This is a genomic window from Pseudomonas sp. LSJ-87 (assembly GCF_032971465.1).
In the GTDB taxonomy this organism is placed as follows: Bacteria; Pseudomonadota; Gammaproteobacteria; order Pseudomonadales; family Pseudomonadaceae; genus Aquipseudomonas; species Aquipseudomonas putida_Z.
Window position 1 is genome coordinate 263,867 of record NZ_JAWJYQ010000004.1, and the last position, 18,441, is coordinate 282,307.

Annotated in this window: 13 protein-coding genes and 1 other RNA gene; 8 read left to right on the forward strand and 6 right to left on the reverse strand. The window is 63.5% G+C overall.

What is annotated here, in order from left to right; genetic code table 11:
• Window positions 1–72: 72 nt before the first annotated feature.
• A complete protein-coding gene (xdhB, locus tag RYH74_RS06315; protein ID WP_317409106.1) occupies window positions 73–2,472 on the reverse strand; it encodes a xanthine dehydrogenase molybdopterin binding subunit in 2,400 nt (799 codons plus the stop codon).
• Window positions 2,465–3,919, reverse strand: coding sequence for a xanthine dehydrogenase small subunit (gene xdhA / locus RYH74_RS06320; protein WP_317409107.1), 1,455 nt, complete (start codon window positions 3,917–3,919; stop codon window positions 2,465–2,467). The genes xdhB and xdhA overlap by 8 nt, the downstream gene beginning before the upstream one ends.
• 268 nt (window positions 3,920–4,187) lie before the next feature.
• Here xdhA and RYH74_RS06325 point away from each other — a divergent pair, with 268 nt between their 5' ends.
• The 5 genes from RYH74_RS06325 to ffs all read left to right on the forward strand — a co-directional run bounded on the left by RYH74_RS06325 (window position 4,188) and on the right by ffs (window position 12,416).
• Window positions 4,188–4,847 carry a GntR family transcriptional regulator gene (locus RYH74_RS06325; RefSeq protein WP_015271155.1) on the forward strand — a complete coding sequence of 220 codons (660 nt, stop codon included), beginning with the start codon at window positions 4,188–4,190 and terminating at the stop codon, window positions 4,845–4,847.
• Window positions 4,848–4,850: 3 nt separating this feature from the next.
• Window positions 4,851–8,339: a chromosome segregation protein SMC gene (gene smc / locus RYH74_RS06330; protein ID WP_317409108.1), complete on the forward strand. Its 3,489-nt coding sequence runs from the start codon at window positions 4,851–4,853 to the stop codon at window positions 8,337–8,339.
• A 205-nt stretch (window positions 8,340–8,544) separates the two neighbouring features.
• Entirely contained in the window at window positions 8,545–9,435 is an 891-nt protein-coding gene (gene zipA, locus RYH74_RS06335; protein ID WP_015271153.1) for a cell division protein ZipA, read from the forward strand.
• 239 nt (window positions 9,436–9,674) lie between these two features.
• Window positions 9,675–12,005, forward strand: coding sequence for an NAD-dependent DNA ligase LigA (gene ligA, locus RYH74_RS06340; RefSeq protein ID WP_025340021.1), 2,331 nt, complete (start codon window positions 9,675–9,677; stop codon window positions 12,003–12,005).
• Between the two features lie 314 nt (window positions 12,006–12,319).
• Window positions 12,320–12,416, forward strand: an RNA gene (gene ffs / locus RYH74_RS06345) — signal recognition particle sRNA small type.
• Window positions 12,417–12,479: 63 nt separating this feature from the next.
• Here the strand turns inward: ffs and RYH74_RS06350 are convergent.
• The 3 genes from RYH74_RS06350 to RYH74_RS06360 all read right to left on the reverse strand — a co-directional run bounded on the left by RYH74_RS06350 (window position 12,480) and on the right by RYH74_RS06360 (window position 14,041).
• Window positions 12,480–12,806 (reverse strand): hypothetical protein, encoded by a 327-nt coding sequence (locus RYH74_RS06350; RefSeq protein WP_075045883.1) that lies wholly within the window; start codon window positions 12,804–12,806, stop codon window positions 12,480–12,482.
• A 249-nt stretch (window positions 12,807–13,055) separates the two neighbouring features.
• Complete coding sequence (locus RYH74_RS06355) at window positions 13,056–13,481, reverse strand: hypothetical protein (protein ID WP_085592845.1); 426 nt, start codon at window positions 13,479–13,481, stop codon at window positions 13,056–13,058.
• Window positions 13,482–13,618: 137 nt separating this feature from the next.
• Window positions 13,619–14,041 carry a helix-turn-helix domain-containing protein gene (locus RYH74_RS06360; protein WP_286100267.1) on the reverse strand — a complete coding sequence of 141 codons (423 nt, stop codon included), beginning with the start codon at window positions 14,039–14,041 and terminating at the stop codon, window positions 13,619–13,621.
• An 82-nt stretch (window positions 14,042–14,123) separates the two neighbouring features.
• Between RYH74_RS06360 and RYH74_RS06365 the strand changes: the two genes are divergently transcribed.
• The gene (locus tag RYH74_RS06365; RefSeq protein ID WP_085664012.1) at window positions 14,124–14,612 is read left to right on the forward strand and encodes a DUF2938 domain-containing protein; all 489 of its coding nucleotides are present in this window, start codon (window positions 14,124–14,126) and stop codon (window positions 14,610–14,612) included.
• A 359-nt stretch (window positions 14,613–14,971) separates the two neighbouring features.
• Complete coding sequence (locus RYH74_RS06370; RefSeq protein WP_013973508.1) at window positions 14,972–15,247, forward strand: hypothetical protein; 276 nt, start codon at window positions 14,972–14,974, stop codon at window positions 15,245–15,247.
• 181 nt (window positions 15,248–15,428) lie between these two features.
• Here the strand turns inward: RYH74_RS06370 and RYH74_RS06375 are convergent, their stop codons facing one another.
• On the reverse strand, window positions 15,429–16,196 hold the full coding sequence (locus tag RYH74_RS06375) for a substrate-binding periplasmic protein (RefSeq protein ID WP_317409109.1): 768 nt from the start codon (window positions 16,194–16,196) through the stop codon (window positions 15,429–15,431).
• 123 nt (window positions 16,197–16,319) lie between these two features.
• Here RYH74_RS06375 and dnaX point away from each other — a divergent pair, with 123 nt between their 5' ends.
• A complete protein-coding gene (dnaX, locus tag RYH74_RS06380; RefSeq protein WP_317409110.1) occupies window positions 16,320–18,398 on the forward strand; it encodes a DNA polymerase III subunit gamma/tau in 2,079 nt (692 codons plus the stop codon).
• Window positions 18,399–18,441 lie beyond the last annotated feature (43 nt).

Consider the following 18,441-nt stretch of genomic DNA (forward strand, 5'->3'; position numbering starts at 1 on the left):
AGATTTCTGGGGCCGCTGCGCGGCCCTTTCGCGACACAAGGCCGCTCCCACAAAAAAAGCGGAGCGGCGGTGTTACTGGGTGACGGTTTCCAGCTCCGGCTCGGCATGTTGCGCTGCTGCCACTGCCTTGCGCATCTGCTCGCAACCCCACAACACCCGCTCCGGCGTCGCCGGCGCATCCACCTGTGGCTGCACGCGGTAGTCGGCGATGCTGGCCACGGCGTCCTTGATCGCGCACCAGGCAGCGATGCCGAGCATGAACGGCGGCTCGCCCACGGCCTTGGAGTGGAACACGGTGTCTTCCGGGTTCTTGCGGTTCTCCACCAGCTTTACCCGCAGATCCAGCGGCATGTCGGCCACTGCCGGGATCTTGTAGCTGGCCGGGCCGTTGGTCATCAGCTTGCCCTTGGCGTTCCACACCAGCTCTTCGGTGGTCAGCCAGCCCATGCCCTGGATGAAGCCGCCTTCCACCTGGCCGATGTCGATGGCCGGGTTCAGCGAATCACCCACATCGTGCAGGATGTCGGCACGCAGCATCTTGTATTCGCCGGTCAGGGTGTCGACCACCACTTCCACGCAGGCGGCGCCGAAGGCGAAGTAGTAGAACGGCCGGCCACGTGCCTGGCTGCGGTCGTAGTAGATCTTCGGCGTGCGGTAGAAGCCGGTGCTGGACAGCGACACCTGGGCGAAGTAGGCCTGCTGCACCAGTTGCTCGAAGCTGACGATCTGGTTGCGCACGCGCACATGGCCGTTGCGGAACTCGACGTCTTCCTCGGTCACCTGGTAGTGCCGCGCGGCGAACTCGGTCAGGCGCTTCTTGAGGATTTCGGCAGCGTTCTGCGCCGCCTTGCCGTTCAGGTCGGCACCACTGGAGGCTGCGGTCGGCGAGGTGTTGGGCACCTTGTCGGTATTGGTGGCGGTGATCTGGATACGGCTGAAATCGACCTGGAAGATCTGTGCCACCACCTGTGCCACCTTGGTGTTCAGGCCCTGGCCCATCTCGGTGCCACCGTGGTTCAGGTGGATGCTGCCGTCGGTGTAGATATGGATCAGCGCACCGGCCTGGTTGAGGAAGGTGGCAGTGAACGAGATACCGAACTTGACCGGGGTCAGCGCCAGGCCCTTCTTCAGGATCGGGCTGTTGGCGTTGAAGCGGCGGATCGACTCGCGGCGCTCGGCATAGTCACTGCTGGCTTCCAGTTCGGCGGTCATCTCTTCGAGCATGTTGTGCTCGACGGTCTGGTAGTAGTGGGTGACGTTGCGCTCGGTCTTGCCGTAGTAGTTGGCCTTGCGCACCGCCAGCGGGTCGCGGCCCAGGTGGCGGGCGATGTGGTCCATCACCTGCTCGATGGCGACCATCCCCTGCGGGCCGCCGAAGCCGCGGTAGGCGGTGTTGGAGGCGGTGTTGGTCTTGCAGCGGTGGCCGTGCACGGTGGCATCGCCCAGGTAGTAGGCGTTGTCGGAGTGGAACATGGCGCGGTCGACGATCGAACCGGACAGGTCGGGCGAGTAGCCGCAGTTGCCGGCCAGGTCGAAGTTGATGCCGTGCAGGCGCCCGTCGTCGTCGAAGCCCACGTCGTACTCGACGTAGAACGGGTGGCGTTTGCCGGTCATGGTCATGTCTTCGACCCGTGGCAGGCGCATCTTGGTGGGCTGGCCGGTCAGGCGCGCGACCACGGCGCACAGGCACGCCGGGCTGGCGGCCTGGGTTTCCTTGCCACCAAAACCGCCACCCATGCGGCGCATGTCCAGCACCACCTTGTTCATTGGCACGTCGAGTACTTCGGCGACCAGCTTTTGCACTTCGGTGGGGTTTTGCGTGGAGCAGTAGACGATCATGCCGCCGTCTTCGGTGGGCATCACCGAGGAAACCTGCGTTTCCAGGTAGAAGTGCTCCTGGCCACCGATGTGCAGGGTGCCCTGGATGCGGTGCGGGGCACTGGCCAGGGCAGCAGCGGAGTCGCCACGCTGGTGGGTGTGGCTGTCGAGCACGAAGTGCTTCTTGCGCAATGCTTCGACCACATCCAGCACCGGCTCCAGGTCTTCATACTCGACGATGGCGGCCATGGCCGCACGGCGTGCGGTGTCGAGGTCGCGGGCGGCCACGGCGAGCACCGGCTGGCCGAAGAACTCGACCTTGTCGATGGCCAGCAGCGGGTCGCCGGCTACCACCGGGCCGATGTCCTTGAGGCCGGGGATGTCTTCGTGGGTGATGGCGATGCGCACGCCCTCGAAGGCATAGCACGGCGTGGTGTCGATGCGCAGGATGCGCGCGTGGGCGCGGTCTGCGGTGCGTGCATAGACGTGCAACTGGTTGGGGAATTCCAGGCGGTCGTCGATGTACACCGCCTCGCCGGACACATGCTTGTCGGCGCTGTCGTGCTTGACGCTGCGGCCGACCCCGGTGGTCAGGTCCTGGCTGAACAGTTCGGCCATCTCGGCCTGGCTCTTGGCTACGTGATGGTTAGACATAAGCGGTCACCCGGGTTTCGATGTACGGCGTTTGCTGTTCGATGAAGTACTTGCGCAGCAGGTTCTGCGCGGTCAGCAGGCGGTATTCCTTGCTGGCGCGGAAGTCGCTGAGCGGGGTGAAGTCTTCCACCAGGGCCTGGCAGGCACGCTCGATGGCGGCCTGGTTCCACGGCTTGCCGCGCAACGCCGCTTCGCAGGCACGGGCCCGTTTGGGGATTGCCGCCATGCCGCCGAAGGCGATACGCACACCGCTGACCACGCCGTCTTCGATGCTCAGGTTGAAGGCGCCGCACACGGCGGAAATGTCATCGTCCAGGCGCTTGGAGACTTTATAGGCGCGGAACGCCCAATCACTGGTGGCGCGCGGCACGATGATCTTCTCGATGAACTCGCTGTCCTGGCGGGCAGTGATGCGGTAGTCGATGAAGTAGTCTTCCAGCGGCATGACCCGCTGGCGCTCGCCCTGGCGCAGGACGATCTGCGCATCCAGGGCAATCAGCAGGGGTGGCGAGTCGCCGATTGGCGAAGCGTTGCCGATATTGCCGCCCAGGGTGCCCTGGTTGCGGATCTGCAGCGAAGCGAAGCGGTGCAGCAGGGCGCCGAAGTCCGGGTATTCCTCGTTCAGTGCGCCGTAGCAGTCGGTGAGCGGGGTGGCGGCGCCGATTTCCAGGTGGCTGGCGGTTTTCTCGATGCGCTTGAGCTCGGCCACATGGCCGACGTAGATCATCACCGGCAAGGTCTTGTGGAACTGGGTGACCTCCAGGGCCAGGTCGGTGCCGCCGGCCAGCAGCCGCGCCTCGGGGTGCGAGCTGTACAGGTCGGCCAGGTCGGCCACGGTCAGTGGTACCAGGCAGCGCTTGTCGCCGCTGTTCAGCTCGCCGGTCTGGGTTGGCGCAATGGCCTTGAGGCGGCTGATGGTCTGTGCCTGCTGGGCATCGAACTGGTCGCGGCAAGGCTGGCGGCAGCTCTGCTCGGCGGCGTCGAGGATCGGCCGGTAGCCGGTGCAGCGGCACAGGTTGCCGGCCAGGGCTTCCTGGGCCTGGTGCAGGTCGGGGCCGCTGCTGTTCTTCTGCAGGGCGAACAGCGACATGACGAAGCCGGGGGTGCAGAAGCCGCATTGCGAGCCATGGCAATCGGCCATGGCCTGTTGCACGCTGTGCAGCTGGCCTTGGTGCTTGAGGCCTTCGACGCTGATCAGTTGCTTGCCGTGCAGCGACGAAACGAAGGTCAGGCACGAGTTGAGGCTGCGGTAGCGCAGGCTGTCGTTGCCCTGGTCGTCCTGGGTCAGTTCGCCGACCACCACGGTGCAGGCGCCGCAGTCACCACTGGCGCAGCCCTCCTTGGTGCCAGGTTTGCCCAGGTGCTCGCGCAGGTACTGCAGCACCGTCATGTTTGGGTCCAGGGCATGCTCACTACGCAGCTCCTGGTTGACGAGAAACTGGATCACGGGGATGGCCTCGCAATGGTTTTATTGTTGTTGGGCGGACTCTAAGCAAGAGCTGTCCAGCTGGTCAATATTTTTCTGACTCAAAGGTCAAGAAATTGCTCATGTCCAAGCCCGGCCGCACACATTGCCCATATTCCAAGCATAGATCGCGCCGGGTGCCTGGATGCCTTGCAGGTCAAATAAACCGCCAGGCCCCTCTGCGCGATTACCGGCCAAGTACGCTACAATCCGCTCCTTGTGCCCAGTTCAATGATTTTGAAGGAAAACCATGACGTTCAAGGCCCCGGACAGCCTCTCCGAGCAGATTGCCGATTACCTGGCCGAACGCATCATCCGCGGCGAGCTGGCGCCAGGCGAGCGTATCCAGGAGCAGAAGGTCACCCAGGCACTCAACGTCAGCCGCGGCTCGGTGCGCGAAGCGCTGCTGATCCTCGAACGCCGTCACCTGGTGGCGATCCTGCCGCGCCGGGGTGCCCATGTGACCGAGCTCGACGAGCGCAGTGTGCGCAGCCTGTGCGCACTGATGGGCGAGTTCTACATCCTGCTGGGTAACGCGGTTGCGCAAAAATGGCGCACCGATGCCGACCTGCGCCCGTTCCTGGAGATCCAGCAGCGCCTGCAGCGGGCCCATGACCAGCTGGACATCAAGGCCTTCGTCGCCGACAGCTTCGCGGTCATGCGGGCGGCCTATCCGTTCGCCGACAACCCGTTCCTGCAGGAAACCGTGGAAAACCTGCAGCCGGCGATGAGCCGTGCCTACTACCTGTCGCTGGACCAGCGCCAGGCCAACATGATCGATTACCTGGACCTGTTCGCCCGCCTGCTCGACGCCGTGATCGCCCGTGACCTGCCGCGCATTCGCGAGGTGCTCACCGCCTATGGCCAGCGCAGCTGCGAACTGGTGCTGGCGGCGTTGGCCCGAGGCTGACCGATGCGCCTGAAGTGCATTCGCCTGGCCGGGTTCAAGTCGTTCGTCGACCCGACCACGGTCAACTTCCCCAGCAACATGGCGGCCGTGGTCGGCCCCAACGGCTGTGGCAAGTCCAACATCATCGATGCCGTGCGCTGGGTGATGGGCGAGAGTTCGGCGAAGAACCTGCGCGGCGAGTCGATGACCGATGTCATCTTCAATGGCTCCAGTGGCCGCAAACCGGTCAGCCAGGCCAGCATCGAGCTGGTGTTCGACAACAGCGAAACCACCCTGGTCGGCGAATATGCCGCCTACGCCGAGATCTCGATCCGCCGCAAGGTCACCCGCGACGGGCAGAACAGCTACTACCTCAACGGCACCAAGTGCCGCCGGCGAGATATCACCGACATCTTCCTCGGTACCGGCCTAGGGCCGCGCAGCTACTCGATCATCGAACAGGGCATGATCTCCAAGCTGATCGAGGCCAAGCCCGAGGAGCTGCGCAACTTCATCGAGGAAGCCGCCGGCATTTCCAAGTACAAGGAACGCCGCCGTGAAACCGAGAGCCGCATCCGCCGCACCCAGGAAAACCTGGCGCGCCTGACCGACCTGCGCGAAGAGCTGGAGCGCCAGCTGGAGCGCCTGCACCGCCAGGCCCAGGCGGCCGAGAAGTACCGCGAATACAAGGCCCAGGAACGCCAGCTGAAGGCACGCCTGTCGGCCTTGCGCTGGCGCGACCTGGACGAACGGGTGCGCCAGCGCGAGGCGGTGATCGGCGACCAGGATGTGTCCCATGAGGCGCTGGTGGCCGAGCAGCGCAATGCCGATGCCAGCATCGAGCGCCTGCGCGATGGCCATCACGAATTGTCCGAACGCTTCAACCAGGTGCAGGGCCGTTTCTACTCGGTGGCCGGTGACATCGCCCGGGTCGAGCAGAGCATCCAGCACGGCCAGCAGCGCCTGCGCCAGTTGCAGGATGACTTCAAGGAAGCCGAGCGCACGCGCCTGGAAACCGAGTCGCACCTGGGCCACGACCGTAACCTGCTGGCTACCTTGGGCGAAGAGCTGGCCATGCTCGAACCCGAGCAGGAAATGACCCTGGCCGCTGCCGAAGAAGCCACTGCTGCCCTTGAAGAGGCCGAGCTGGGCATGCACGGCTGGCAGGAACAGTGGGACAGCTTCAACAGCCGTTCCGCCGAGCCGCGCCGCCAGGCCGAAGTGCAGCAGGCGCGCCTGCAACAGCTGGAGGCCAGCTTGGAACGCCAGGCCGAGCGCCAGCGCAAGCTGGGCGAGGAGCGTGAACTGCTGGGCAGCGACCCGCAGGATGCGGCCATGCTCGAACTGGCCGAGCAGCTGGCCAGCAGCGAAATGTTGCTTGAAGAGTTGCAGTTGTCGGAAGTGCAGGTGGTCGAGCGCCTGGAAGGCGCGCGTGAGCAACTGCAGCAGGCCACCCAGGCCCAACAGCAGGCGCAGGGCGACCTGCAACGCCTGGGCGGCCGCCTGGCCTCGCTCGAAGCCTTGCAGCAGGCTGCCCTGGAGCCGGGTGCAGGTGCTGCGGACTGGCTGCAGGGCCAAGGCCTGGAGCAACAGCCGCGGCTGGCTGAAGGGTTGCGGGTTGAGCCAGGCTGGGAGCTTGCGGTAGAAACCGTGCTCGGCGCCGACCTGCAGGCTGTGCTGGTGGACGACTTCAGTAACCTCGATTTTGCCGGCCTGGAGCAGGGCGAGTTGCGCTTGCTGCTGGCGAGCGGTACCGGTTCGTCGCTGCCCGGCAGCCTGCTGGAAAAGGTCGAAGGCCGTGTCGACCTGGCGCCCTGGCTGGGCCAGGTCAAGCCCGTGGCAGACCTTGCCCAGGCGCTGGCGCAGCGCGCGTCGCTCGGCGAAGGCCAGAGCCTGGTCAGCCGCGATGGCTACTGGGTTGGCCGACACTTCCTGCGGGTGCGCCGTGGCGGCGAAGCCGAAGGCGGCGTGCTGGCACGCGGCCAGGAGATCGAGCGCCTGGGCCAGGAGCAACTGGAGCAGGAAGCGGCGCTGGAACAGTTGGAACAGCAACTGCAGGCCCTGCGCGAGCAGCAGCTGGACCTTGAAGAACAGCGTGAACAACTGCGCCGTCGCACCCAGGAAGAAAACCGCGTGCATGGCGAGCTGAAGGCCAACCTGTCGGCTGGCCGCGCACGTGCCGAGCAGGTCGAGCTGCGCCGCCGGCGCCTGCAGGAAGAGCTGACCGAACTGGAAGAACAGCGCGCCCTGGAACATGAGCAGCTGGGCGAAGCCCGCCTGCTGCTGCAGGAGGCCCTGGAGCTGATGGCCCAGGACACCGAGCAGCGCGAGCAGTTGATGGCTCGCCGCGACACCCTGCGCGAAAGCCTCGATCGCGTGCGCCAGGAGGCCCGCCAGCACAAGGATCACGCTCACCAGCTGGCTGTGCGCCTGGGCTCGCTGCGCGCGCAGCATGATTCCACCCGCCAGGCCCTGGAGCGTCTTGAGCAGCAGGCCGCGCGCCTGACCGAGCGCCAGGAGCAACTAAGCCTGAACCTGGAGGAGGGCGAGGCCCCGCAGGAAGAACTGCGCCTGAAGCTGGAAGAACTGCTGGAGCGGCGCATGAGCGTCGACGAGGAAATGCGCCAGGCCCGCCTGCACATGGACGAAGCCGACCGCGAACTGCGCGACGCCGAAAAGCGCCGTACCCAGGCCGAGCAGCAGGCCCAGTTGCTGCGTGGCCAGCTGGAACAGCTGCGCCTGGAGTGCCAGGGCCTGGATGTGCGGCGCAAGACCCTGCAGGAGCAGTTGCTGGCCGATGGCTACGACCTGCAAGGCGTGCTCGCCACCCTGGAGGCCGAGGCCAGCGAGCAGGGCACCGAACAGGAGCTGGAGCAGCTCGAGGCGCGTATCCAGCGCCTGGGGGCGATCAACCTGGCGGCCATCGAAGAGTACGAGCAGCAGTCCGAGCGCAAGCGCTACCTGGACGCCCAGGACGCCGACCTGGTCGAAGCCCTGGAGACCCTGGAAAACGTCATTCGCAAGATCGACAAGGAAACCCGCAACCGCTTCAAGGATACCTTTGATCAGATAAATGCCGGATTACAGGCACTTTTCCCAAAAGTTTTCGGTGGTGGCAGCGCTTATCTGGAACTGACGGGCGAAGATCTACTCGATACAGGGGTAACGATCATGGCGCGGCCACCGGGCAAGAAGAACAGCACCATCCATCTGCTGTCCGGCGGCGAGAAGGCACTGACCGCATTGGCGCTGGTGTTTGCCATCTTCAAGTTGAACCCCGCACCGTTCTGCATGCTCGACGAAGTCGACGCGCCGCTGGACGATGCCAACGTCGGGCGCTACGCCCGTCTGGTCAAGGAAATGAGTGAAAGCGTGCAGTTCATCTACATCACCCATAACAAGATTGCCATGGAGATGGCGGATCAATTGATGGGGGTGACCATGCATGAACCGGGCTGTTCACGTCTGGTTGCCGTCGATGTGGAGGAGGCCATGGCCATGGTCGATGCCTGATGCTCGACGATAAGGGCATATTCCGTAGCGAAATGCCCCCGCCATGTGCGACAGACGGTGTAAAGTTGTCTTTGGTCGTGCTAGCTTAATGTCACTCGTTTTTTGCGTGGGTAAAACGCCTGTCAGAACATAGAGTTGGCGCCACGTGTTAAAGGGCTTTGAACCCTTTGTTTTCAAGCATATTTTTATAGAGGCACGGGATTACATGGAAATCGGTCTGCGCGAGTGGCTGATCGTCATCGGCATCATTGTCATTGCCGGGATTCTTTTCGACGGCTGGCGCCGCATGCGCGGCGGGAAAGGCAAGTTGAAATTCCGTCTGGATCGCAGTTATTCCAACCTGCCGGACGAAGAGGGCAATGCCGAAGTGCTTGGCCCTTCGCGGGTGCTGGATACCCACAAGGAGCCTGAGCTGGACGAAAGCGACCTGCCGTCGCTCAGTGCTTCTGCGCGTGATCGCGAGCGCGAGCCCAAGCCGGCCAAGGCTGCCAAGCGTGGCAAGCGCGCCACCGCTGCTGCGGATGCACAGCAGGGCGACCTGAACCTGAGCGCCGAGCCACGCGAGCCCGACCTGTTTGCCGACAGCGATGACGACTTTGCCGCGGAAAACACCCGCAGCAACGGTGCGGCGCCTGCCAGCAGCAGCGTCAAGGAGCTGCCGCCGGCCGAGGAAGTGCTGGTGATCAGCGTCATCTCCCGCGACGAGGGTGGCTTCAAGGGGCCGGCGCTGCTGCAGAACATTCTGGAAAGCGGCCTGCGCTTCGGCGAAATGGACATCTTCCACCGTCACGAGAGCATGGCCGGTCACGGCGAGGTGCTGTTCTCCATGGCCAACGCCGTCAAGCCCGGCGTGTTCGACCTGGACGACATCGACCACTTCAGCACCCGCGCGGTGAGCTTCTTCCTCGGCCTGCCGGGCCCACGTCATCCGAAGCAGGCCTTCGACGTGATGGTGGCTGCGGCGCGCAAGCTGGCGCACGAACTGAACGGTGAGCTCAAGGACGACCAGCGCAGTGTGCTGACCGCCCAGACCATCGAGCACTACCGCCAGCGCATCGTCGAGTTCGAGCGCCGTGCGCTGACCCAGAAGCGCTGACAGATCCAGACGAAAGAGCAGCCTGAGGGCGTGCTGGTCGGTTCAGGTGTTGTTATCGCCTGTGCCGGCCTCTTCGCGGGTAAACCCGCTCCCACAGGGACACCACAAACCTCAAGGGCTGTGATGTCCCTGTGGGAGCGGGTTTACCCGCGAAGAGGCCGGCACAGGCAATAAATACCTTAAGCCCCCGGCACCCACCCCCAGGCTGCTCTTTTGCTTTGCAAGAGAAGACAAATCCCATGACCGCCGAAACCCGTATCCACGAACTGCGTGCCGAGCTCGACCAGCACAACTACCGCTACTACGTGCTCGATGAGCCAAGCGTGCCCGATGCCGAATACGACCGCCTGTTCAACGAGCTCAAGGCGCTTGAAGCCGAACACCCGCACCTGGTAACTCCCGACTCGCCCACCCAGCGCGTGGGTGGCGAAGCCCTGGCTGCGTTCAGCCAGGTACGCCACGAAGTGCCCATGCTCAGCCTGGGCAACGCCTTCGAAGAAGCAGACTTGCGTGAGTTCGGCCGCCGCGTGGTAGACGGCCTCGACCAGCCCGGTGCGGTCGACTACAGCTGCGAGCCCAAGCTCGACGGCCTGGCCGTGAGCTTGTTGTACCGCGACGGCCAGTTGGTGCAGGGCGCCACCCGTGGCGACGGCACCACTGGCGAAGACATCAGTGCCAACGTGCGTACCGTGCGCAACATCCCGCTCAAGCTGCAAGGCGAGGGATGGCCGGCGGTGCTGGAGGTGCGCGGCGAGGTGTACATGAGCAAGGCCGGTTTCGACCGGCTCAACGCCGCCCAGGCCGAAGCCGGTGGCAAGACCTTCGCCAACCCGCGCAACGCCGCCGCCGGCAGCCTGCGTCAGCTGGACTCGAAAATCACCGCCAGCCGCCCGCTGGAATTCTGCTGCTATGGCGTCGGCCAGGTGTCCGCGAGCATCGGCGACAGCCACATCGGCATCCTCGAGCAGCTCAAGGCCTGGGGCCTGCCGATCAGTCGCGAACTCAAGCATGCCGCTGGCATCGAAGAATGCCTGGCCTACTACCGCGACATCGGCGAGCGACGCAACAGCCTGCCCTACGAAATCGACGGCGTGGTGTTCAAGGTCAACAGCCTGGCCGCCCAGCGTGAACTGGGCTTCCGCGCCCGTGAGCCGCGCTGGGCGATCGCCCACAAGTTCCCGGCCATGGAAGAACTGACCGAGGTGCTGGATGTCGAGTTCCAGGTCGGCCGCACCGGCGCGGTAACGCCCGTGGCACGCCTGAAGCCGGTCAAGGTCGCCGGTGTGACCGTGTCCAACGCCACCCTGCACAACATGGACGAAATCGCCCGCCTGGGCCTGCGCATTGGCGACACGGTGATCATCCGCCGCGCCGGTGATGTGATTCCGCAGGTGATGCAGGTGGTGCTGGAGCGCCGCCCGGAAGATGCGCGCCCGGTGCAGGTGCCGAGCGAATGCCCGGTATGCGGCTCGCAGGTCGAGCGTACCCAGCTGGTCAAGCGTAGCAAGGGCAAGGAAACCACCAGCGAGGGTGCGGTGTACCGCTGCGTCGGTCGCCTGGCCTGTGGCGCCCAGCTCAAACAGGCGATCATCCACTACGTGTCACGCCGCGCCATGGACATCGACGGCCTGGGCGAGAAGAGCGTCGAGCAGCTGGTGGACGAAGGCCTGATCGGCTCGCCAGCCGACCTGTACAAGCTGGAATTCGACCAGATCGTCGGCCTGGAAGGTTTTGCCGAAGTGTCCAGCAAGAAGCTGCTGGATGCCATCGAAGCCAGCAAGCGCCCGGGCCTGGCGCGCTTCATCTACGCCCTGGGCATCCCGGACGTAGGCGAGGAGACCGCCAAGGTGCTGGCCCGCTCGCTGGGCAGCCTGGCGCGCGTGCAGCAAGCGCTGCCGCAAGTGCTCACCTACCTGCCGGACATCGGCCTGGAGGTGGCGTACGAGATCCACAACTTCTTCGAGGACGAGCACAACCGCAAGGTCATCAAGCAGTTGCTCGACAGCGGCATGCAACTGCAGGACGAAGGCGAGCTGGCTGCCGAATTCGCCGCCAGCACCACCCTGGCCGGCATGATCGCCAAGCTCGACATCGCCTCGGTTGGCCCGACCGGTGCCGAGAAGCTGGTGGCCAAGCTCGACAGCCTGGACAAGATCATCGCCGCCGACGGCATCGACCTGCGCCAGGCCCTGGCGGCCAAGCAGGCCGAAGCCGTGCGCGAGTTCTTCAAGGATGAAGCCAACCAGAAGCTGGCCCGGGACATCGAGGCACAGTTGCTGGCGTTCGGCATGCACTGGAGCAGCGAGAAGAAAGTCGCCGAAGGCTTGCCGCTGGCCGGCCAGACCTGGGTGCTGACCGGCACCCTGGAACGCATGAGCCGTGATATCGCCAAGGAAAAGCTGGAAAGCCTGGGGGCCAAGGTGGCGGGTTCGGTTTCCGGCAAGACCCACTGCGTGGTGGCGGGGCCGGGGGCAGGGTCCAAGCTGGCCAAGGCCAGCGAGTTGGGCGTGAAGGTACTTGATGAAGATGCCTTCGTCACCTTCCTGGGCGAGCAGGGCATCGCTGTCTAACGCCCTGCGCAATCCCCTGTGGCTTGCGCGGTCCTTGTGGGAGCGGGCATGCCCGCGAACACGGGCGAAGCCCGTGCCATCCACCGCGGCGCCTGCTTCGCGGGTGAACCCGCTCCCACAGGTCCTGCGCTGGTCTTGCTGTCAGCGCTAACCCTGTAGGAGCGGGTTCACCCGCGAATTGGCAGCTCCAGGCCACCCCGGCCCGGACAAGTCATTGAGAAATGATGACTTTTTCTCCTCCAGAGGTTGTATCTGCCCCCAAGACCGGTACAATGGCGCCACTCGCTGTTCAGCGAGCCTTGTAGTGGTGGCCCCATCGGTCCCCCCGCATTGATTACCCGTTAACCTGGTCAGGCCCGGAAGGGAGCAGCCATAGCGGGAACATCGAGTGCCGGGGTGTGGCTGGTGGGGCCGCCTCCATTTCAGGTCCTTGAATTTTCAAGGATTCCTCGCATTACCCTACTCGACTTCTCCTCAAGCGCATTGAGAAGCTACGCGAACGAGGTTTTCAGAAAAGAGCCCTCGCTGATAAACGTAGACTTTCCCGCCCGTGTCCCCTTTGAACGTCTCGATCACATTGTCTGCCGCAACAGGGCTGCTCAGGATCACGCGATAGCTTCGGCTCGTATGGGTAACGTTCGGCGATTGCTGATTCTCTTGCAACTTCTGCATGACGCAGGCGGAAAAAGCTTCTGGAGATTTCGCGGTCAGCAACTCCTTTGTCGGCTGGTTAGGCGCGGATGCGCACCCCGCCAGCAGCGTGAGAGTGAAGGAGGCAGCAGCAAGAGGCAGAAAGCGCATCAGACGGTTCCAGATTTGAGTTCAGGCGCTATTTTCCATTTCATTTGGCTGATAGAAAACGGGCAAATATCGATATTACCTATCATCGATCTTGATGAGTGACGGGCGCCTCGCAGGCGAGCACAGCGAATTCAAGGTCAACGGAAGCCATACATCATGTATGGCTTCAACTATGGAAAAGGCCGCGTCGCGGCATCGTCAGGAATGTACAGACCTCAGGCCGAGCGTTGCGCTGTGCGGCAGATGCCTTTACAGGTTGTACTTCTCATCGATCCTGCGTTTGTCGAGCGTGTAGCGTTTGAGGTCGATCGAGTCGGATTCCAGCTTGGCATCGAGTTCGTCCATGTCGTGCTTTTTCAGCGTTGCAACATGGGCTTTGCTGGCTTGGTAGTTGATCATCTCTGCAGCGTCATGCCCACTCACCGGGTCCCACAGAATGGAAAGCGGCCAGAACAGCAGGTTCACCACACCAAAGCCATATGCGCGACCGTAGAACGAACCACCACCTGGAAGCAGGCCAAGGCCGGCAGCAAGCCCTGGGCTTTTTTCTTCAACCGCGAGGTTTCTGGCGCGATAGCTGGCAAGTTCCGACTCTTGGGCCGAATTGAGGCCGGTAGCACAACCAGTGGTCAGCGCTATCAGTGCGGCAGCGGTCAGATTTCGAATTGTGGACATGCAACATTTCCTGAGTGTAAGTACTGTTCTCGGCGCACGGCTTGGCGCGGAGGCGCGTAACTCTACACTGAGTAGTGGCACATTGATATCGTATTGCCATTACTCTATTCAGATGATGATGCATCCAAATGGTGGTTTTATCCTGGCCGCTTAAAGGCAACTGTTGAACTGCCCTGTTTTTTCCCATGCCCCGCCGCCGACAGCTTCATCAGCCGCTGGAATTTCGGGCATTCCAGATGATCTTCCTCAGGGCACTGCGCCGCATGCCGCAGGCCCTTGCTCATCGCCTGCAAGCGCCTGATCCGTGCATCCAGTTCGTTGGCCTTGGCGATCAGCATCTGCCGGTCGACCTGCAGGTCCACCAGCATTGCTCCCACTTCATCCAGCGAAAACCCCGCAGCCTGGCCCAGGGCGATCAACGCCAGCCGGTCTGCAACATCGGCTGCGAACTGCCGCCGCTGGCCAGGCCCGGCGAGTGACTTGAGCAGGCCTTTCTTCTCGTAGTAGCGCAGCGTCGAGGCGGGTACGCCTGTGCGTTTGGCGACGTCGGCAATGTCCATTTCGGGCCCTTGACTTGAAGTTGACTTCAACTTCTATGCTGCGCGGCATGGTGATGACCGTCAATCTTCGAGGGCTTGTTCAATGACGTTTACTGCGATGTTTTCCGCTGCTTTGCCAATTGGTATCGGTGCCACGATGGTGATGGACTTGTGGGGGCTGCTGCTGAGGCGGATGGGTGTCGCCACGCTGAACTTCGCCATGGTCGGGCGTTGGGCGGGGCATTTACTGCACGGGCGTGTGCGGCACCAGGCGATTGCCAAGGCGGAACCGGTGCGGCATGAGCTGGCGTTGGGATGGGGGATTCATTACGCCATCGGCGTGCTGTTCGCGATGCTGCTGGTCATGATCGTGGGGGAGGGCTGGTTGCTGGCACCTACATTGTTGCCTGCGCTGGTTGTTGGTGTGGTGACGGTCGTGGCGCCTTTGTGCTTCATGCAACCGGCGATGGGTGCGGGGTTCTTTGCGTCGAGGACGCCGACGCCTGCGCGCAACTGCCTGAAGAGCCTGGCCACGCATTCTGTGTTTGGCGTGGGGATGTTCTTGAGTGCGGGTTTGGTTGCGGCTGTGTGAGAGCGACATTCCTCAAGACGAGCAATCGGTAGCAGTAATGCGATCTGCTTTCAGGATGCTTCCTACAACGGTCAGGGCAATTTCCCGCTTTTTCTGTAGGAGGTGTCGAAATATCCTACGCACTGCGTCGACTCCCGTCTGATTGTCCCGGGAATCACCACCCACTAGGCTTTTGCGGTCGCTGTCGGTTCAGCGATCGGGTGTGGAAGCCTGGGGTGTGGTGGCTGTCGTCATGACAGTTGTACGTGGGAGGCCTCCGGCCTGCCGGGCTCACCATACCCCTGGTCTTCCACCCCGCGTACAACTGTCGCCCTACGTGTGGAAGCGAAAGGGTGTTCTCAGCCCGGTATGGTGAACCCATGAAAAAACTAGTCCCCGATCCACCCCACGTCTTCGAGCTTCCCCAAGGTAAATCCCTTTCCCGCGCCATCAGCGAAGGCATCGTGCCGATGGAGTTCGCGTTGATGAATGTCACCCACTATCTGATGTTTGCCTATAGCGACAGCCGGCGGGCGCTGGAGCGTATCCAGGACGAGGAGACGCGGCAGTTGCTGGAGCACGGGTTGCGGGCCATGCAGATTGCCTGGGGGCAGGCGGATGCTGTGGCACTGGCAGTTGAGCGTAGAAGCCAGTGAAGTCGGCCTTGGAGTAAGTAGAGATAGCAGGGATATCAATTAACCCTGTGGGAGCGGGTTTACCCGCGAAGAACGCGACGCGATGGATGGCACCGGCTTTGCCGGTGTTCGCGGGTGAACCCGCTCCCACAGCGGGCGTGCAAGCTTCGGGCGGGTTTGTCTTTCATCAGGTATGCGTGGCTCAGGGGCGAGCCACAGACATGGGTTCTTGGTTGCCCATCCCCCCATACCGCTGCACAATCTGCTCGATCTCCCCCGACTGCTTCATCCGCACCAGTGCCCGCAGCAGCCCTTGGGTCGGTATCGCCGGGTCATTGCGTACCATGCACCCCAGGTCCTGGTCCTCTAGCACCGCCAGCGCCTGCAATTGCTGCTCGGCGGGCAGACCCTGGTTGAACCACTGCAACGACAGCTGGTTGCTTACCGCATGCCGATAGCGCCCGGCTTGCAGCTTCTGCAGCACCAGCAACTGGCTGCGGCTGTCCTCGCGGTGCAGGCGGCCCTGGTCGAGCAGCGGTTGCAAGGTCGAATAGGTGTAGCCAAGCACTGTGCCGATCGCCTGGGCAGGCAGTTGCTCCGGGGGCAGCGGAGTACTGTCGCCAGCGCGGCCTACCAGCAGGTCTCGCTGGTGCAGCAGCGGGATGCTCCAGACAAAATCCCCCGGCCGATCATTGAACCACTGGGTGCTGACATAGCAGCGCACATCTATATCACCGCTGTTCATCGCCTCCTGCAGGCGCAGGCGGGCCATGACGTGGTATTCGGGGCGTACGCCCACCTCCTTGGCCAAGGCCTGCATCAGGTCGTACAGCAAACCTTCTACCGGCTGGTCGCTTTCGATGCGCACCAGCGGCATGCTCCAGCTCTCGGCGACAGAAAAACGCAACACGGGCTGTTCAGCCTGGCTGTAGGTGCTCCACAGCAGCAACAGGGCCAGCAGTCTTCGCAAAGGCAATCCTCCCTGGATGGCGCGCCAGTTTCAAAGCTTAGACGACTTGCGCAGGGTGCAATTTTGCCCCCGCTCCGCTAGCATTAGCGATCTTCCGCTCGATCAGGCTACGATGGTTTTTCGATGAGTTATCAGGTTCTTGCACGTAAATGGCGTCCGCGCTCGTTCCGCGAAATGGTCGGCCAGACCCATGTGCTCAAGGCCTTGATCAATGCCTTGGACAACCAGCGCCTGCACCATGCCTACCTGTTCACCGGTACCCGGGGTGTGGGCAAGACCACCATCGCCCGTATCATCGCCAAGTGCCTGAACTGCGAAACCGGCATCACCTCCACGCCCTGCGGCACCTGCTCGGTGTGCCGGGAGATCGACGAAGGCCGTTTCGTCGACCTGATCGAGATCGACGCCGCCAGCCGCACCAAGGTCGAGGACACCCGCGAACTGCTCGATAACGTGCAGTACGCCCCGAGCCGTGGGCGCTTCAAGGTCTACCTGATCGACGAAGTGCACATGCTCTCGACACACTCGTTCAACGCCTTGCTCAAGACGCTGGAAGAGCCGCCGCCCTACGTCAAGTTCATCCTCGCCACCACCGACCCGCAGAAACTGCCGGCCACCATCCTGTCGCGCTGCCTGCAGTTCTCGCTGAAGAACATGAGCCCGGAGCGGGTGGTCGAGCACCTCAGCCATGTTCTGGCTGCCGAGAACGTGCCGTTCGAGCCAGATGCCCTGTGGCTGCTGGGGCGCGCGGCCGATGGTTCGATGCGCGACGCCATGAGCCTGACCGACCAGGCCATCGCCTTTGGCGAAGGCAAGGTATTGGCCGCCGATGTGCGGGCCATGCTCGGCAGCCTCGATCATGGTCAGGTTTACGGGGTGCTGCAGGCGCTGCTCGAAGGTGATGCCCGGGCCTTGCTCGAGGCCGTGCGCAACCTGGCCGAGCAGGGGCCGGACTGGGCTGGCGTGCTGGCCGAGATGCTCAATGTGCTGCACCGCGTGGCCATTGCCCAGGCGCTGCCGGAAGCGGTGGACAACGGCCAGGGCGACCGTGAGCGGGTGCTGGCGCTGGCCTCGGCATTGCCAGCCGAGGATGTGCAGTTCTATTACCAGATGGGCCTGATCGGCCGCCGTGACCTGCCCTTGGCGCCGGATCCGCGCGGTGGTTTCGAAATGGTCCTGCTGCGCATGCTGGCGTTCCGCCCGGCCGACACCGACGACGCGCCGAAGCCGGTACTAAAGCCAGTGGGGATCAGCCAGGCCACAGCTGATCCTGCAACACCGGTGGCAGTGCCGGCGGTTGCCGTGGCGCCGCCGGCCGCTGCTGTCGTGGAGCCTGTTGCACCGGTTGCCGCGCAACAAGTGCAGGCGCCCGCACCGGTCGAGCCAGCGCCACAGCCGGTTGTCGAGCCTGTGGTGGCGGCTGAACCTGCACCGGTCAGCGAACCTGAGCCAGCACCAGAACCCGTGGCAGAGGTGGTTGACCTGCCATGGGAAGAGCCCGCGCCAGCGCCCGCACCGGTAGTGGCCGAGCCTGCGCCGGCTCCTGCTCCTGCACCGGCCGCTGCACCCACGCCGGCACCTGCCGCCCCGGCACACGACGACGAGCCACCCTTTGACCCGTCCGCTTATGCCGCAGTAGGCATGGACCGCGACGATGAACCGCCCCTGGACGAAGACTATTACGGCGGCGAAAGCGACCCGGTCGGCTTCAGCTACCTGGACGAACTGGCCGAACACGTCCAGGAAGAAGCACCCAAGCCGGCAGCCGAACCGCTGCCCGCAGCCAAGCCGGCCACCGGCCTGGCCCTGCAATGGCTGGAATTATTCCCACAGTTGCCTGTATCCGGGATGACAGGCAACATCGCGGCAAACTGTACGTTGATTGCCGCCGATGGCGACGACTGGCTGCTGCACTTGGACCCTGGCCAGGGTGCGCTGTTCAACGCCACCCAGCAGCGGCGCCTTAACGAAGCGCTCAACCAGCACCTGGGGCGAACGCTGAACCTGCGCATCGAGCTGATCCTGCCCGAGCAGGAAACCCCGGCCCAGGCGGCGGCGCGCAAACGCGCCGAGCGCCAGCAGGACGCAGTCACCTCGATCGAGCAGGATCCGTTGATCCAGCAGATGATCAAGTTGTTCGGCGCCAAGGTGCGGCAGGATACTATTGAGCCTGTAGAAGCCCTGGTTAATCAGGGCCAGTAACGGATAACCATGCGGCCGGCCCGGTGCCGGGCCGCATCACATG

Excerpts from the sequence above, each read along its gene's own strand:
- zipA (WP_015271153.1), top strand. The coding sequence starts at position 8,545 with ATGGAAATCGGTCTGCGCGAGTGGCTGATCGTCATCGGCATCATTGTC.
- xdhB (WP_317409106.1), bottom strand. The coding sequence starts at position 2,472 with ATGTCTAACCATCACGTAGCCAAGAGCCAGGCCGAGATGGCCGAACTG.
- RYH74_RS06370 (WP_013973508.1), top strand. The coding sequence starts at position 14,972 with ATGAAAAAACTAGTCCCCGATCCACCCCACGTCTTCGAGCTTCCCCAA.
- RYH74_RS06365 (WP_085664012.1), top strand. The coding sequence starts at position 14,124 with ATGACGTTTACTGCGATGTTTTCCGCTGCTTTGCCAATTGGTATCGGT.
- dnaX (WP_317409110.1), top strand. The coding sequence starts at position 16,320 with ATGAGTTATCAGGTTCTTGCACGTAAATGGCGTCCGCGCTCGTTCCGC.
- RYH74_RS06350 (WP_075045883.1), bottom strand. The coding sequence starts at position 12,806 with ATGCGCTTTCTGCCTCTTGCTGCTGCCTCCTTCACTCTCACGCTGCTG.
- RYH74_RS06360 (WP_286100267.1), bottom strand. The coding sequence starts at position 14,041 with ATGGACATTGCCGACGTCGCCAAACGCACAGGCGTACCCGCCTCGACG.
- RYH74_RS06355 (WP_085592845.1), bottom strand. The coding sequence starts at position 13,481 with ATGTCCACAATTCGAAATCTGACCGCTGCCGCACTGATAGCGCTGACC.
- ligA (WP_025340021.1), top strand. The coding sequence starts at position 9,675 with ATGACCGCCGAAACCCGTATCCACGAACTGCGTGCCGAGCTCGACCAG.
- RYH74_RS06325 (WP_015271155.1), top strand. The coding sequence starts at position 4,188 with ATGACGTTCAAGGCCCCGGACAGCCTCTCCGAGCAGATTGCCGATTAC.
- smc (WP_317409108.1), top strand. The coding sequence starts at position 4,851 with ATGCGCCTGAAGTGCATTCGCCTGGCCGGGTTCAAGTCGTTCGTCGAC.